General features: G+C 71.6%; 15 protein-coding genes. 5 read left to right on the top strand and 10 right to left on the bottom strand.

Annotation, left to right across the window (positions count from 1 at the left end; translation table 11 throughout):
- Window position 1: 1 nt before the first annotated feature.
- From ACFXP5_RS11150 to ACFXP5_RS11115, 8 genes are all read right to left on the bottom strand, one after another.
- On the bottom strand, window positions 2–649 hold the full coding sequence (locus ACFXP5_RS11150) for a 3-oxoacid CoA-transferase subunit B (protein WP_394544656.1): 648 nt from the start codon (window positions 647–649) through the stop codon (window positions 2–4).
- Window positions 646–1398 (bottom strand): 3-oxoacid CoA-transferase subunit A, encoded by a 753-nt coding sequence (locus tag ACFXP5_RS11145; RefSeq protein WP_394544655.1) that lies wholly within the window; start codon window positions 1396–1398, stop codon window positions 646–648. The genes ACFXP5_RS11150 and ACFXP5_RS11145 overlap by 4 nt, the downstream gene beginning before the upstream one ends.
- Window positions 1395–1820 (bottom strand): 4-carboxymuconolactone decarboxylase, encoded by a 426-nt coding sequence (gene pcaC / locus ACFXP5_RS11140; RefSeq protein ID WP_394544654.1) that lies wholly within the window; start codon window positions 1818–1820, stop codon window positions 1395–1397. The genes ACFXP5_RS11145 and pcaC overlap by 4 nt, the downstream gene beginning before the upstream one ends.
- On the bottom strand, window positions 1817–2605 hold the full coding sequence (locus tag ACFXP5_RS11135; protein ID WP_394544653.1) for an alpha/beta fold hydrolase: 789 nt from the start codon (window positions 2603–2605) through the stop codon (window positions 1817–1819). The genes pcaC and ACFXP5_RS11135 overlap by 4 nt, the downstream gene beginning before the upstream one ends.
- Complete coding sequence (locus ACFXP5_RS11130) at window positions 2602–3963, bottom strand: lyase family protein (protein WP_394544652.1); 1362 nt, start codon at window positions 3961–3963, stop codon at window positions 2602–2604. The genes ACFXP5_RS11135 and ACFXP5_RS11130 overlap by 4 nt, the downstream gene beginning before the upstream one ends.
- Window positions 3953–4537, bottom strand: coding sequence for a protocatechuate 3,4-dioxygenase subunit alpha (pcaG, locus tag ACFXP5_RS11125; RefSeq protein WP_394528547.1), 585 nt, complete (start codon window positions 4535–4537; stop codon window positions 3953–3955). The genes ACFXP5_RS11130 and pcaG overlap by 11 nt, the downstream gene beginning before the upstream one ends.
- Window positions 4537–5463: a protocatechuate 3,4-dioxygenase subunit beta gene (gene pcaH / locus ACFXP5_RS11120; RefSeq protein WP_394544651.1), complete on the bottom strand. Its 927-nt coding sequence runs from the start codon at window positions 5461–5463 to the stop codon at window positions 4537–4539. Before pcaH ends, pcaG begins: the two co-directional genes overlap by 1 nt.
- Window positions 5464–5542: 79 nt before the next feature.
- Window positions 5543–6307: an IclR family transcriptional regulator gene (locus ACFXP5_RS11115; RefSeq protein ID WP_394544650.1), complete on the bottom strand. Its 765-nt coding sequence runs from the start codon at window positions 6305–6307 to the stop codon at window positions 5543–5545.
- 135 nt (window positions 6308–6442) lie between these two features.
- Between ACFXP5_RS11115 and ACFXP5_RS11110 the strand changes: the two genes are divergently transcribed.
- Window positions 6443–7633: a 4-hydroxybenzoate 3-monooxygenase gene (locus ACFXP5_RS11110; RefSeq protein WP_394544649.1), complete on the top strand. Its 1191-nt coding sequence runs from the start codon at window positions 6443–6445 to the stop codon at window positions 7631–7633.
- A gap of 20 nt (window positions 7634–7653) precedes the next feature.
- Here ACFXP5_RS11110 and ACFXP5_RS11105 read toward each other — a convergent pair whose 3' ends face one another.
- On the bottom strand, window positions 7654–9141 hold the full coding sequence (locus ACFXP5_RS11105) for an aldehyde dehydrogenase family protein (RefSeq protein ID WP_394544648.1): 1488 nt from the start codon (window positions 9139–9141) through the stop codon (window positions 7654–7656).
- 254 nt (window positions 9142–9395) lie between these two features.
- On the opposite strand from ACFXP5_RS11105, the gene ACFXP5_RS11100 reads away from it, so the two are divergent.
- Both ACFXP5_RS11100 and ACFXP5_RS11095 read left to right on the top strand, forming a co-directional pair.
- A complete protein-coding gene (locus ACFXP5_RS11100; RefSeq protein ID WP_394528552.1) occupies window positions 9396–10895 on the top strand; it encodes an aldehyde dehydrogenase family protein in 1500 nt (499 codons plus the stop codon).
- An 8-nt stretch (window positions 10896–10903) separates the two neighbouring features.
- Window positions 10904–12169, top strand: a complete 1266-nt coding sequence (locus tag ACFXP5_RS11095) for an MFS transporter (protein ID WP_394544647.1) — start codon at window positions 10904–10906, stop codon at window positions 12167–12169.
- A gap of 38 nt (window positions 12170–12207) precedes the next feature.
- On the opposite strand, the gene ACFXP5_RS11090 is transcribed toward ACFXP5_RS11095, so the two are convergent.
- On the bottom strand, window positions 12208–12666 hold the full coding sequence (locus tag ACFXP5_RS11090; protein ID WP_394528554.1) for a MarR family winged helix-turn-helix transcriptional regulator: 459 nt from the start codon (window positions 12664–12666) through the stop codon (window positions 12208–12210).
- A gap of 90 nt (window positions 12667–12756) precedes the next feature.
- On the opposite strand from ACFXP5_RS11090, the gene ACFXP5_RS11085 reads away from it, so the two are divergent.
- Both ACFXP5_RS11085 and ACFXP5_RS11080 read left to right on the top strand, forming a co-directional pair.
- On the top strand, window positions 12757–13683 hold the full coding sequence (locus ACFXP5_RS11085) for an SDR family NAD(P)-dependent oxidoreductase (protein ID WP_394528555.1): 927 nt from the start codon (window positions 12757–12759) through the stop codon (window positions 13681–13683).
- A gap of 57 nt (window positions 13684–13740) precedes the next feature.
- Window positions 13741–14625 (top strand): amidohydrolase family protein, encoded by an 885-nt coding sequence (locus tag ACFXP5_RS11080; protein WP_394544646.1) that lies wholly within the window; start codon window positions 13741–13743, stop codon window positions 14623–14625.
- The last annotated feature ends 20 nt before the right edge of the window (window positions 14626–14645 follow it).

Genomic DNA, 14645 nt, shown 5'->3' with positions numbered 1-14645 from the left:
ATCAGTCCTTCGCGGGGGTGAGGTCAAGGCCCAGGATCGTGGCGAGCTCGTCGACGGTGTTGTCGCCGAACAGCTCGCGCACCGAGAATCCGTCGGCGGTCACGTCGAACACGGCGTGGTCGGTGTAGACCCGGGAGACGCAGCCGACACCGGTGAGCGGGTACGTGCAGCGCGCAACGAGCTTGGGCTCGCCACTCTTGGTGAGCAGGTCGGTCATGACGTAGACGTCTTTCGCGCCGATCGCGAGGTCCATGGCGCCACCGACGGCGGGGATCGCGCCCTCCTCGCCGGTGGACCAGTTGGCCAGGTCGCCGTTCTCGGCGACCTGGAAGGCCCCCAGGACGCAGACGTCGAGGTGGCCGCCGCGCATCATCGCGAACGAGTCGGCATGGTGGAAGTACGCCGCCCCCGCGAGGGCGGTGACCGCCCGCTTGCCGGCGTTGATGAGGTCGGGATCGACCGCGTCGGGGGCGGGGGCCGGCCCCATCCCCAGCAGACCGTTCTCGGTGTGCAGCAGGATCTCATCGCCCTCGGGGAGGAAGTTGGCCACCAGGGTGGGTGCGCCGATGCCGAGGTTGACCACGGCACCCTCGGGGATGTCGGCCGCGATGCGCGCGGCGAGTTCATTGCGGGTGAGCCGGGTGGTCATGACGCCTCCTCGGCGGACTCGCGGGCGAGGGGATGACCCTCGAGGTCGACCCCGCCGACGAACGCGCCGGCGTCGAGCCATGCTCGCTCCCCGACCGCGACGACCCGGTCGACGAAGATCCCGGGGGTGACGACGGTCTCGGGGTCGAGGTCGCCGAGGGGCACGATCTCGTCGACCTGCGCGATCGTCGTCGCGGCCGCGGTCGCCATGATCGGTCCGAAATTGCGGGCGGTCTCGCGGAACACGAGATTGCCCCAGCGATCGGCACGAAGCGCGGAGATCAGGGCGAAGTCGGCGCGGATCGGGTACTCCAGCACGTAGCGGCGCCCGTCGATCTCGCGCTCCTCCTTGCCCTCCGCCAACCGGGTGCCGACCCCCGTGGGCGTGAAGAACGCCCCGATGCCGGCGCCGGCCGCGCGGATGCGCTCGGCCAGGTTGCCCTGCGGCACGAGCTCGAGTTCGATCTCGCCGGCTCGGTAGAGCCGGTCGAACACCCACGAGTCGGACTGGCGGGGGAACGAGCACACGATCTTGCGCACCCGCCCGGCATCCAGCAGCGCGGCGAGCCCGGTGTCGCCGTTGCCGGCGTTGTTGTTGACGATCGTGAGGCACGTCGACCCGGAGGCGATGAGCGCGTCGATGAGCTCGACCGGCTGCCCGGCGCGACCGAACCCGCCGATCATCACCGTCGCCCCATCGGGGATCCCGGCGACCGCGTCCGCAGCATCCGCCACCGTCTTGTCGATCACGAGGCACTCCCGCCGTCCGTGGCCTCTTCGACGAAGACCTCGGTCGCGATCCGGTAGGCGGTGTTGGCCGCGGGCACACCGCAGTAGATCGCGGACTGCAGGATGACCTCGGAGATCTCGTCGACGGTGAGACCGTTGCGCACCGCAGCGCGCAGGTGCATCGCGAGTTCTTCGTGGTGGCCGAGGGCGATGAGCGCGGTGAGCACGGCGATCGACCGCGACCGACGGTCCAGGCCCGGCCGCGACCAGATGTCGCCCCACGCGTAGCGGGTGATCAGGTCTTGGAAGTCGGCCGTGAGCGGCGTCGTGCGCGTGATCGCCGCGTCGACGTGGGCGTCGGAGAGCACTTCGCGGCGCACGCGCATGCCCCAGGCGTGGCGCTCGCCGTCGCTCAGTCCTTCGTCTCGCTGCGCGGGGGTCATGCCGCCTCCTCATCGATGCTGCGGAAGAAATCGCCCAGAGCGGCCGCAACCGCGGCGGGCTGCTCGGCGGGGGGAAGGTGCGCTGCACCGTCGATACGGATGCTGCGACCCCGGCCGACGCCTCGGGCGACCTCGTCGGCCTTCGCCTCGGGTGCCACCTGGTCGTGTTCGCCCCAGATCACGAGCACGGGCGCGGTGATCGCGCCCAGATCTGCCCGCACGTCGTAGGCGGCGAGCGCTTCGCAGCAGGCCGCGTAGCTGTCGTCGTCGGCGTCTTGCAGGGCGTGCAGCAGCCGGCCGGTGAGCTCGGGTTCGCGGGCGATCGATGCGGGGGCGAACCAGCGGCCGGCCGACGCGGAGATCAGCGCGGACGTCGATTGGGCACGCACCTGCGCCGCGCGCGCGTGCCACGACGCGGGGTCGCCGAGCTGGGCGCCCGAGGCGACGACGGCGAGCGCCGCCACGAGGTCGGGGTGGCGGAGGGCGAGGGTGAGCCCGACCGCGCCCCCGAGCGAGACCCCGGCGTAGCGGATCGGGCGACCGGTGAGCGGACGGACGAGGTCGGCGACGGCGTCGGCGAGCTCGTCGACCGTGAACGGGCCGCTCGCTGCCGGCGCGTCGCCGTGCCCCGGGAGGTCCCACGCGATGACCCGGTACTCCTCGGCGAGGACCGGGATGACCCGCTCCCACAGGATGGTCGAGGTGCCCAGCGACGGCCCGAGCACGAGGAGGGGCGCGTCGGACGCCCCGACCGGCGCGGTCGCGGTGAGCACGGGGACGCTCACGACGAGACTCCGGGATGATCGGCGAGGCGGTCGACGCTCTGTCGGGCAAGGCCGGTGTAGGCGGCGGGGTCGAGCAGCTCGTCGAGGTCGAGGCCGGCGGTCTCCGGCAGCGCCGCCACCAGCGCGGCGAGATCGCCGCCGTCGGAGGCTGCCCGGATGAGGCCGGCGAACCGTTCGCGCCCGATCAGCGGAACGAGCACGATCGCGAGCCGCTCGCTGACGATGAGCCCGCCGGTCAGAGCAAGATTCCGCGCCACGGCGTCGGGGTGCACCCGCAGCCCTTCCGCGAGATCGGCGGCGTGGGCAGCAGCGCCCGAGGCGAGGCGCAGGACTTCCCGCAGCGTGGGCCACTCAACATGCCACGCGCCGTCGGGGCGTTCGTCGACGGTGAGGGATGCTGCGAGGTGCAGGGTCGCGCCGAGCTGCGGCGCGCGCATCGCAGCCGAGCGGATGAGGACCGAGGCGACCGGGTTGGCCTTCTGCGGCATCGCGGAGGATGCGCCGCCCACGGCCTCGGACAGTTCGGCGATCTCGGTGCGGCTCAGCGTCGCCACATCGGCCGCGAGCACCCCCAGCGCATCGACGGACTGTACGAGCGCGTCGCCCAGTTCGGTGATGGGCCAGCGGTTCGTCTGCCACGGAGCGTCGCTCGGGCGGAGGTCGAGCTCGGCGGCGTACGCGGCGGGGAGCGCAGCGGCGCGGTCTGCTCCGAGATCTGCCACGAACGACGCGAGCGTTCCGGCCGCGCCCCCGAGCTGCACCGGCAGCTCGGCGCGCGCCGCATCGAGGCGGGCGATGGCACGCCGGATGCCGCGCACCCACGTCGCCGCGCGCGCCCCCACGGTGGTGGGGACGGCGTGCTGGGTGAGGGTGCGCGCTGCTGCGGTCAGGTCGAGGTGCTCGTCGGCGAAGCGCGTCAGCGCGACGTCGGCGCGGCGCAGGTCGGTGAGCACCCGGGCGGAGGAAGCCCGGGCGATCAGGAGGAGGGCGTTGTCGAGGATGTCCTGGCTCGTCGCGCCCCGGTGGAGGAAAGGACGCGCCCGCTCGGGCACCCGTTCGCGCAACAGCGCGACGAGGGGCACCACGGGGTTTCCCGACGCCACGGCCGCGGCGGCCAGTGCCGCCGGATCGAGGCCGTGTCCCTCGCATCCGCCCCCCGCTTCGCGCCAGCCGAGCGCGACCGACACCTCGTCCGCGATGGCCGTGTCGACGGCGCCGACGGTGGCCATCGCCCGCACCAGCGCGACTTCGGCCGCGACCAGGGCGTCGAGCAGCGCGGCGTCGGAGACGGCCGCATCGTGCCCGGCACTGACCGGGGAGAGGAGGCCGACGTCGAACGGCTGCGCGTCAGAAGGCAAGGAAAACGGTCTCCTTCTCGCCCTGCAGTCGGATGTCGTGCGAGAGGTGGCCCTCGGGCGTGCGAGATGCGATGAGCGTAGCGCGCTCCTCGGGCTCGAGAGAGGCGAGCAGGGGGTCAGCGGCGAGGGCCGCGGTGTCCTCGGGCAGGTAGATGCGCGTGTGCAGCTTGTCGGGCAGCCCCCGAGCGAAGACGACCACGGCGAAGAAGGGCGCCTTTCCGGGCGCTGCCCCGGGGTTGCGAGTCCAGAACTCGAAGTGGCCCTCGTCGGTGGTGAAGGAGCGCCCGAACCCGGTGAAGGTGTGGTCGTCGCGGCGTCGCGCGCCCCGCTCGCGCGAGACGGTGCCGTCGCTGTCGGCGCCCCAGATCTCGAGGCACGCGTCGGGGATGGGAGCACCGGCGCCGTCGCGCAGCGTGCCGCCCACCACGATCGCTCCAGGCGAGTGGGGGAAGGCGACCTCGTGCATCTTCGGGTACTGCAATCCGAAGGCGAAGAAGGGCCCGATCGTCTGCCCGGCGGTGGGCGCGAGCGGCGCGGCGCCGCGGCGGGCGCGGGTCTGGGTCGATTCGGTCATCAGTGTTCCTCCTCGGGCTCGAACCACGTCGCGTCCGGGCCGTCGACGACGATGTCCCAGCGATAGCCCATGGAGAACTCCGGCACCGTCAGGTCGTGGTCGTAGGTAGAGATCAAGCGGTCGCGGTCGCTCTGCTCTCGGATGGTGTTGTAGATCGGATCGAGCGCGAACAGCGGATCGCCCGGGAAGTACATCTGCGTGATCACGCGCTGGGTGAAGCCCGAGCCGAAGAGCGAGAAGTGGATGTGGGCGGGCCGCCACGCGTTGATGTGGTTCTTCCACGGGTAGGGGCCGGGCTTGATCGTGGTGAAGAAGTACTCGCCGGCGTCGTTGGTCACCGTTCGTCCGGCGCCGGTGAAGTTCGGGTCGAGGGGCGCCGGATGCTGGTCCCGCTGGTGGATGTAGCGGCCGGCGGCGTTGGCCTGCCACACCTCGACGAGCTGGTTCGCGAGCGGGCGCCCCCAGCTGTCGAGCACCCGGCCGGTGACCGTGATGCGCTCGCCCTGCGGCTCGCCGGTGTGCTGCAGCGTCAGATCCGACTCGATCGCGGCGACGTCTCGTTGACCGTAGGCGGGTGAGTACAGCTCGATGGTCTCGGGATCGACCAGCCGCGGGTTCTTCGTCGGGTGCCGCAGCACGCTCGAGCGGTACGAGGCGAAGTCGTACAGGGTGCGCGGTACCGCTTCGCCGCGGGCCTCGGCTTCGGCGGCCGCTTCGTGCAGGGCGGCGATCTCGGCGCTGATCTCGCGCTGCGTCGGCATGTCGGGCGAGGCGAGCAGCGATTCGGGCGCCGCCGCGGTGTGTGAAGACGCGGTCTGTGAAGGCGCAGGAGCGGACGAGCCGGTCGGAGGCGACACGGCGGGATCGAGCACCACGCTCGACGCGAAGGCTTCCTCGGCTCGCCGCTCGGAGTCGGCAACGGTCATGGGGTCTCCTTCGACGCTCCAGAAGTGGTTCCCCTCAGGGTCGCACCGGGCAGTACCGCCCGGGCACCGGCATTCTCACTCACTGGGAATCCGGGTGCCGAACGGCGCGGGTGAGGTCCTTCGCGGCCTGCATCACGAGCGGGGCGAGGCGGCGTTCGTCGAGCGCCTCGCCCAGGTGCGCCACGATGCCGATCGCCGCGGGCGGGAGGCCCACCAGTGCGCCGAGGGCGGCCGCGACCGAGAAGTTGCCGAGCGTCATCTCCTCGCGGGTGGTGGCGTACCCCCGGGTGCGCGCGCGTTCGATCTCGGTGCGCAGGCGCGCGGGGTCGGTGATCGACAGGCGGGTCTCCAGCAGCAGCGGCGCCGACAGGTACTCCTCGAGCCAGCCCTCGTCGCGGGTGGCCAGCAGCGCTTTTCCCACCCCGGTCGCGTGCAACGGGTGGCGCCCGCCACTGCGGCTGATCGTCGGCACCGACGCCCGCCCGGTGATGCGACCGACGAAGACGGCGGATGCCTCGGCCGGCGTCGGGTCATCGAGCACCGCGAGGTGCACGTTCTCTCCGGTCGCCTCGTACAACCGCACCATGTGCGGCAGGGCGGTCTCGCGCAGGGTCGCCGCGAGGGGCGACAGCTCCCCGATCTCCCACAGCCGGGCACCCACGGCGTAGCGATGGGCGGGTGCCCGCGACAGCATCCCCTCCTCCAGCATCATCACGATCAGCCGGTGCACGCTCGACAGTGCCAGCCCCGACCGCTCGGACAGCTGGCTCGCCGTGAGCTGCGGCTCGTCGTCGGTGAACACGCGGAGCAGGCTCATCGCCCGTCGCAGCACCCCATCGGCCATCGTGTCCTCCTGGGCCGAGGTTAGCGCGTGGTTCTCAGTGAGTGAGAACGGGGCTCGTGTCCCCCGAGCGCCCCGGCAGAGTGGTCGACAGCATCCGCCCCTCGTGGGCACGCAGCACCTGTCGAAGGAGACGCCATGACCGAAGCCGCTCGCACCCGGGTCGCGATCGTCGGAGCCGGCCCCGCCGGGCTGCTGCTCTCGCACCTGCTCGCGGCCTCCGGGATCGAATCGATCGTCGTCGACCGCCGTACCCGCGAGGAGATCGAGGGAACGATCCGCGCCGGCATCCTCGAACAGGGCACGGTCGACCTGCTCGTCGCCAGCGGCGCGTCGACGCGCGTGCTGACCGACGGCCGGCGGCACGACGGCATCGAGTTGTGGTTCGCCGGCGAGGGGCACCGCATCGACTTCCCCGCGCTCGTCGGCCGCAGCGTCTGGCTCTACCCCCAGCACGAGGTGCTGCGCGATCTCGTCGCCGCGCGCCTGGCCGCGGGGCAGGATCTCCGGCTCGGGGCGACGGTCGAGCGGGTCGACGGCGCCGACAGCGCCCGCCCGCGCGTGATCGGCACCGACGCGGACGGGGCGCCGTTCGAGATCGAGGCGGACTTCGTCGTCGGCGCCGACGGTTCCCGCTCGGTCGTGCGTACCGCCGTGACGGAAGGAACGCGCGGCGACCTGTTCCGCGAGTACCCGTTCGCGTGGTTCGGCATCCTGTGCGAGGCACCGCCGAGCTCGGAGGAGCTGATCTACAGCAACTCCCCCGACGGCTTCGCGCTGATCAGCCAGCGGAGCCCCACCGTGCAGCGGATGTACTTCCAGTGCGACCCCGACACCGACCCCGAGGCGCTGAGTGAAGCGCAGATCTGGGACGAACTGCGAAAGCGCGTTCCGGGCACGAGCCTCGTCGAGGGCCCGGTGTTCCAGCGGGACGTGCTGCGCTTCCGCAGCTTCGTGGCCCCCGAGCTGCGGCGCGGCCGCGTCGCGCTGATGGGGGACGCGGCCCACACCGTGCCGCCGACCGGGGCGAAAGGCATGAACCTGGCCATCGCCGACGTGGTGCTCCTGCACACCGCGCTCACCGCCCTGCTTCTCGAGGGCGACGAGCGCGGCATCGACGCCTACGGGGAGGTGGCCCTGCGCCGCATCTGGAAGGCGCAGCACTTCTCGTGGTGGATGACGACGATGCTCCACTCCACCCCCGATGCCGCCGACTTCGATCGGCGGCGTCAGCTCGGCGAACTGCGCTCGGTCGTGGAGTCGGAGGCGGGGCGCACCTACCTCGCCGAGGCCTACACGGGGTGGCCGCTGGAGAGTCGGCTGGTCTGATGGTGCGCCCCGCCGGAGTCTCAGAGCGGGTAGTGCCCCGGCTCACGGCGCAGGGTGATCCACCGCGTCTCGGTGAAGGCGGCGATGTTGGCCTCCGGCCCGCCGTGGCGCGACCCGGTGCCCGACGATCCGACGCCGCCGAAGGGAGCCGTGGCCTCGTCGTTGACGGTCTGATCGTTGATGTGCACGATCCCGGTCGGGATGCGCTGGGCGAGATCGAGCGCCGCGAGCGCATCGCGGCTGACGATTCCCAGCGACAGGCCGTAGTGGGTGTCCGCCGCCAGTTCGACAGCCTCGTCGTCGGTGGCGTAGGACACGACGGATGCGACGGGCCCGAACACCTCGTCGTCGTAGGCCGCGGCGTGCCGGGGGGTGTTCGCCAGCACGGTCGGGCGGTAGAACAGCCCGTCGTACGTGCCCCCGGCCGCAAGGGTCGCCCCCTGCGCGACCGCGTCCTGCACGAGCGTGTGCACGCGATCGCGCTGCACCTCGTCGATGAGCGGACCCATGTGCACCTGGCCGGCGGCGGGGTCGCCCACGACCAGCCCGTCGGCCTTGGCCGCGAGCTTCGCGACGTACTCGTCGAACAGCGACTCGTGCACGATGTGGCGCCCGACCGTCATGCAGATCTGCCCCTGGTGCAGGAACGACCCCCACGTGGCGAGGTTCACCGCCTGATCGACGTCGGCGTCGGCCCGGACGAGGAACGCCGAGTTGCCGCCGAGCTCGAGGTGCGCCCGCTTGAGGTGGCGGCCGGCGAGTTCGCCGACGATGCGCCCCGCGCGGGTGGAACCGGTGAACGCGATGACGCGCACGTTCTCGTCGGTCACGATCGCCTCGCCCACCTCCGCCCCGCCGGGCACGAGCTGCAGCACTCCGGCCGGGAGCCCCGCCTCCTTGAAGATCCGCACCATCGCGACGCCGCCGGTCATGACCGTCCGCGGGTCGGGCTTGAGCAGCACGGCATTGCCGAGCGCGAGCGCCGGTGCGACCGCGCGGATGCCGAGGATCAGCGGCACGTTGAAGGGCGAGATCACCCCGACCACTCCGACCGGCACCTGCTGCGCCAGCGACAGGCGCGGTTCGGAGCTGGAGAGCACCGCGCCCTGCGGCGCCGTGGGCAGGGCGGATGCCTCGTAGCATTCCGCCGCGGTGACGTGCAGGGCGAAGCCGGCGAACGGGGGGATCGCCCCCACCTCGCGGATGTTCCACCCCGCGATCTCGTCCGCGTGCTGCTCCCACAGCTGCCCCGCTCGCCGCAGGACCGCCGCGCGTTCGCCGGCGGGGGTCGCGGCCCAGGTCTTCTGAGCGAGGGCGGCGGATGCTGCCGCTCGGGCGACGTCGACGGGAGACGCGAGACCGACGGTGGCGATCACCTCTCCCGTCGCGGGAGCCAACGAATCGACCGCACCGCCGCCGCCGGTCACCCACTCGCCATCGAGATAGATCCTGCCGGCGATCGCCGCCTCATCGATGAGTGGCCGCGTGGTTTCGGTGAGGGTGGACATCGTCGTTTCCCTTCGTCGTCGGGTCGGGTGCAGCACCGCGAACGCTTCTGCGCGCCGACGGGCAGTGTGCTGCCATCTTGCGACGCCGCGCCGCCGAACACCAGAGCTTGTGGGCGCGGCGCCCACCACGCAGACTCATCACAGACGGCCGACTTCTCCCGAACCGGCCGAGCGGTGCTCCCCCGCGATCCCGTCCCTGACGGTAAGCGGGCCACCGCGCCCGAAAGACTGACTCACAGAGAGGTGTTCGTCACATGACTGAAGACGTTCTGACCGCCGCCGGAGCGCGGACAGGTCTATACATCGGCGGGGAGGAGCGGTTCACCGAGAACACGCTCTCCATCGCCGACCCGGCCAAACCCGGCGTGATCGTCGGCGAGGCCGCGGCCGCGTCGACCGAAGACGTCGCCGACGCGGTCGCCGCAGCGAAGGCGGCCTATCCCGCGTGGTCGGCGCTGAGCGGCACCGAGCGCGGGCGGCTCATGGCGGAGGCCATCCAGGGCATCGCCGACGAGCGGGACGAGGATGCTGCGATCCTCTCGCAGGAGAACGGCAAGGTGCGTTTCGAGGCCTGGGTCGATGCGCTCGTGTTCGAGCTGCGGTGGAACCTCGCTCTCCTGCTCGCCGACGAGGTCGACGCCACCAAGACCCTTCCGGTCGTCCCCGGCGCGATCCCGGTGTCGACCGAGGTGGCCTACCAGTCGCTCGGCGTCGTGACGCTCATCGTGCCGTTCAACTGGCCCATCGCGATCCTGGGCGCAGCCCTGCCCCACGCCCTGCTCGCCGGAAACACCGCGATCGTCAAGCCGCCGCCCTCGGCGCCGCTGGCGACGACGCGCGTGGTGCAGCGCATCGCCGAGAAGCTGCCCGCCGGCGTGCTGAACGTGATCACCGGGCCCGACGAGAACATGACCGGGCTCATCCAGAACCCCGACGTGGCCAAGGTCTGCTTCACCGGTTCGGTGGGCGGCGGCAAGCGGATGATGGAGATGGCATCGCGCTCGCTCACCCGGGTGACGCTCGAACTCGGCGGCAACGACGCGGCGGTCTTCCTCGAGGACGCGATCATCGACGACACCCACCTCGACCGCCTCTACGCCGCGATCTACGACACGACCGGGCAGATCTGCATGAACGCCAAGCGCGTCTACGTGCACCGCTCGCGGCTCGACGAGGTCATCGCTGGGCTGTCGGCGCGCCTCGAGAAGGTCGTGCTCGGTTATGGCCTCGACGAGGGCACCACGATGGGCCCGCTGCACCAGCCCGCCCAGAAGGCGTTCGTGGAGCAGATCATCGGCGAGGCGAAGGAGGCCGGAGCCGACGTGCGCGAGTTCGGCCAGCTGCCGGGCGGCGACCTCGCCGGCGGCAACTTCCTGCGCCCCGCGATCGTGGTCGATCCCCCGCTGGGGCTGCGCGTCGTGACCGAGGAGCAGTTCGGTCCGGTCATCCCGCTGATCCCCTTCGACACCGAGGACGAAGCGGTGCGCCTCGCGAACGACACCTGGGCGGGCCTAGGCGGTTCGGTATGGACCGCCGACCCCGAGGCTGCCCACCGCGTGGGCAGTCAGCTCGTGTGCGGCTACGTCTGGATCAACGACCACGGCGCCACGCGCCTCGACCTGCGCGCGCCGTTCGGGGGTCTGAAGCAGTCGGGCTTCGGGCGCGAGCAGGGAATCGAAGGCGTCCGTGCCTTCCAGGACTCGCGCTCGATCGCCACGATCGATCCCGAGGCCCTGGCGAGCATGGCCCACTGAACACCGGCATGATCGACGGCGCGGGGGACGGGCGGCAGACGACGGTCGCCTCTCCCCCGCGCCGCGGCCTCGGCGTGGCGCTGCTCGTGGCCGCCGTCTGCGTGATCGCGGCGAACATGCGCACGACGATCACGGGCGTCGGTCCGCTGCTGGATCAGATCGCCGACGACCTGGGCACCAGCACCGCCGCGCTCGGCGCGCTCGCCTCGGTGCCGCTGATCACGTGGGGCATCGTCTCCCCCGCGACCCACGCGCTCTCGACCCGCTTCGGCATGTCGCGCGTGGTGCTGATCTCACTCATCGTGCTGGGCGCGGGAACCGCGTGGCGGTCGTGGCCGGGCGTCAGCGCGAACCTGTGGCTGGGCACGATTCTCATCGGCGCCGCCCTCGCGGTCGCGAACGTACTCATGCCCGCCGTGATCAAGCGCGACTTCCCCGGCAGGGTGCCCCTGATGATGGGCGTGTACACGGCACTCCTGGGCGGCGTCGGCGCCGTGGCATCCGGCGTCGTCGTGCCGATCTCGATCGCTGCGGGCGGCGGGGCGGACGGGTGGCGCATCGCCCTGGCGAGCACGGCCGCGCTGTTGCCCATCGCGATCGCGCTGTGGAGCTGGGCGATGGCCGACGCGCGCCGACGCCACGGGCAGGCTCCGACGCCGCCGCGGCCGAAGGTCAGCGCCGCGACACGGCTGCGCGGCACGGGGATCTGGCGCGACCCGGTGGCCTGGTTGGTCGCGGCCTACATGGGGTTGCAGTCGGCGTTCTTCTACATGCTCGTCACCTGGCTCGCCCCGTTCGCCACGTCGCACGGACGCTCGGCGGTGGCGGCCGGCTTCGACGTGATGCTCTTCCAGATCATGACGGTCGTCGGCTCGCTCGTCGTTCCTCTGCTCCTCCGCGGCCGGGCGCGACGGTGGGTGCCCGCAGCCCTCCCCGTCGCGGGAATCATCGGCGTGCTGGGGCTGCTCCTCGCACCCGACGCGCTGACCGGCTGGGCACTGTGCGCGGGACTCGCCGCCGGAGCCTCCCTCAACATGTCGCTGACCCTCATGGCGCAGCGCGCCCGCGACCACGCGGCCTCCTCGGCGCTGTCGGGGATGTCGCAGTCGGTCGGCTACCTCTTCGCCGCCCTCGGACCGCCGACGTTCGGCGCCCTCCACGGCCTCGACGGACAGTGGATGCTGTCCCTCCTCGTGCTCTTGGCCGTCGCCCTCGCGCAGGTCGGGGTCGGGATCGCGGTCGGTCGAGACCGCTTCGTGCTCACGCGGGCCTGACCCGGCCCGCGCCTCGAGAATTCGGGGCGCGAGGCGGGTCAGTCGAGGAAGGCGATGCGCCGGAGCAGCGTGGCCAGTTGGTCGCGCTCCGCCGGGTCGAGACCGGAGTGCAGCTCCTCTTCGGCGGTGCGCACTGAAACGGCCGCGGTGGCGTGCAGCATCCGTCCCTCGTCGGTCGCCACGACGACGTTCGCGCGGCGATCGGTCGGGTCGGGACGGCGCTGCACCAGCCCACGGCCCTGCAGGGTGTCGACGAGGGCGACGACCTGACTGGGATCGAGCCGCAGGAAGGCGGCCAGTTCGCGCTGTGTCGGGCGGAGGTCGTCGGCGGCGAGCGCGAGCACGGCGAAGGATCGCGCGCTGAGACCGTGGGGCGCGAGGGCGGTGTTGCCGACGGCGAGGGAGAGCGCGTTCGCCCGCGCGAGCAGGAAGCTCGAGTCGGCGGCGAGCGAGACCGATTCGAGCCTGTCGGCGAAAGGGGTGTCGCCCGGAGTCATGTCGGAAGCGTAGCAAATCGTGCGCACATCAATAATTGACTTTTTCAACGAAGAGGCGGTTCAATAGGAGGACCAACGAAGGAGCTCCACATGTCCCTGGACGGCAAAGTCGCCATCGTCACCGGATCGGGCCGTGGCCTGGGACTGGCGTACGCCCAAGAACTGGCCCGCCAGGGCGCCGCGGTCGTCGTCAACGACGTCGACGCGGCCACCGCGGCCGAGGCCGTCGCCAGCATCGAAGCCGCCGGCGGTAAGGCCGTGGCCGTCGTCGCCCCGGTCGGCTCGAGCGAGACGGCGAAGCAGCTGGTCGCCACCGCGGTCGACACCTTCGGCCGACTCGACATCCTCGTCACCAACGCGGGCGTCCTGCGCGACACCGTGCTCTGGAAGATGAGCGACGACGATTTCGACACCGTGATCGGGGTGCACCTGCGGGGAACCTTCACCTGCGTGCGCGAAGCCGCGACCTACATGCGCGAACAGCAGATCCCCGGCCGCATCATCTGCATCGGTTCGCCGACCGGCCAGCGGGGCAACTTCGGCCAGACCAACTACGCCGCCGCGAAAGCGGGCATCGTCGGGATGGTGCGCACCTGGGCCCTCGAGCTCAAGAAGGCCGGGATCACCGCGAACGTCGTCATCCCCGTCGCCGCCACCGCCATGACCGCGACCGTGCCGTACTTCGCGGCCGCCGTCGAGGCGGACGCCGAGGGACAGCCGATGCCCGCGTTCTACCGCCACGACCTCGGCTTCGGAACCTCGGACGACGTCTCGGGCCTCATCGCCTACCTCGCCTCCGACGACGCGGCCGGCGTCACCGGTCAGGCGATCGGGGTGGGCGGCGACCGCCTGCAGCTCTGGTCGCACCCCGAACCCGTCGTCACCGCCTACCGCGACGGCGGGTGGAGTGTCGACGCCCTCACGGCGGAGTTCCCCGCGCTCATCGGCGAGCACCAGCAGTCGGTGGGAGAGCGCTTCCCCGCCCTTCCCGAAGACCTGCAGCGCCCGCGGCCCTGACGACCGAGCGCGCGGCGACCGCAGCATCCCCTTCTTCCCTCGTGCAACGGAGCATCGATGTCCCGCTACGAACCAGCGATCGACCTCACCGCGATCCGCGCGATCGACATGCACGTGCACGTCGAGGTCGACGCGCACGGTCACTCCTCTCTTCCTCCCGACCTCGCTGAGGCGGCGTCGGCGTATTTCAGCGCCGACCTCGAACGCCCCGACATCGACGCCATCGCGCGGTACTACCGCGAGCGCGAGATGGCCGCCGTGGTGTTCACCGTCGATGCCGAGACCGCGCTGGGTCACCCTCCCCTGTCGAGCGAGGACATCGCCGACGGCGCCGCGCGCAACAACGACGTGCTCATCCCGTTCGGTTCGGTCGACCCGCGGCGGGGCGAGGATGCGGTGCAGCGCGCCCGACGCCTGATCGAGGACCACGGGGTGCGCGGGTTCAAGTTCCACCCCACCGTGCAGGGCTTCGACCCGAGCGACGAGGCCTGGTACCCGCTGTACGAGACGCTGCAGGACGCGGGCGTCGTCGCGCTGTTCCATACCGGGCAGACCGGCATCGGCGCGGGCATGCGCGGGGGTCGGGGCTTCCGCCTCGCCTTATCGAATCCGATGCTGCTGGATGCTGTCGCCGCCGACTTCCCCGATCTGCAGATCGTGATGGCCCACCCCTCGGTGCCCTGGCAGGACGAGGCGATCTCGGTGGCCACCCACAAGCACAACACCTGGATCGACCTCTCAGGGTGGAGCCCGAAGTACTTCCCCCCGCAGCTGGTGCGCGCCGCGAACTCGTTCCTCAAGACCCGCGTGCTGTTCGGCTCCGACTTCCCCCTGCTCACCCCCGACCGCTGGCTGCGCGACGTCGAGCAGATCGATCTGAAGCCGGCTGTGATGCCCGGCATCCTGCTCGGTAACGCCGCTCGCCTGCTCGGCTTGACCTGACCCCCTCCCGCCACACCCCG

It is taken from the genome of Microbacterium hanjuni (genome assembly GCF_043556395.1).
Taxonomy (GTDB): domain Bacteria; phylum Actinomycetota; class Actinomycetes; order Actinomycetales; family Microbacteriaceae; genus Microbacterium.
Note: the sequence above shows the minus strand (reverse complement) of the source record. Positions and strands in the feature narration are given on the sequence as shown.

Bases quoted from the DNA above. Each gene is read 5' to 3' on its own strand.
- ACFXP5_RS11150 (WP_394544656.1), bottom strand. From the start codon at position 649: ATGACCACCCGGCTCACCCGCAATGAACTCGCCGCGCGCATCGCGGCC.
- pcaC (WP_394544654.1), bottom strand. From the start codon at position 1,820: ATGACCCCCGCGCAGCGAGACGAAGGACTGAGCGACGGCGAGCGCCAC.
- pcaG (WP_394528547.1), bottom strand. From the start codon at position 4,537: ATGACCGAATCGACCCAGACCCGCGCCCGCCGCGGCGCCGCGCCGCTC.
- pcaH (WP_394544651.1), bottom strand. From the start codon at position 5,463: ATGACCGTTGCCGACTCCGAGCGGCGAGCCGAGGAAGCCTTCGCGTCG.
- ACFXP5_RS11115 (WP_394544650.1), bottom strand. From the start codon at position 6,307: ATGGCCGATGGGGTGCTGCGACGGGCGATGAGCCTGCTCCGCGTGTTC.
- ACFXP5_RS11110 (WP_394544649.1), top strand. From the start codon at position 6,443: ATGACCGAAGCCGCTCGCACCCGGGTCGCGATCGTCGGAGCCGGCCCC.
- ACFXP5_RS11105 (WP_394544648.1), bottom strand. From the start codon at position 9,141: ATGTCCACCCTCACCGAAACCACGCGGCCACTCATCGATGAGGCGGCG.
- ACFXP5_RS11100 (WP_394528552.1), top strand. From the start codon at position 9,396: ATGACTGAAGACGTTCTGACCGCCGCCGGAGCGCGGACAGGTCTATAC.
- ACFXP5_RS11095 (WP_394544647.1), top strand. From the start codon at position 10,904: ATGATCGACGGCGCGGGGGACGGGCGGCAGACGACGGTCGCCTCTCCC.
- ACFXP5_RS11090 (WP_394528554.1), bottom strand. From the start codon at position 12,666: ATGACTCCGGGCGACACCCCTTTCGCCGACAGGCTCGAATCGGTCTCG.
- ACFXP5_RS11085 (WP_394528555.1), top strand. From the start codon at position 12,757: ATGTCCCTGGACGGCAAAGTCGCCATCGTCACCGGATCGGGCCGTGGC.
- ACFXP5_RS11080 (WP_394544646.1), top strand. From the start codon at position 13,741: ATGTCCCGCTACGAACCAGCGATCGACCTCACCGCGATCCGCGCGATC.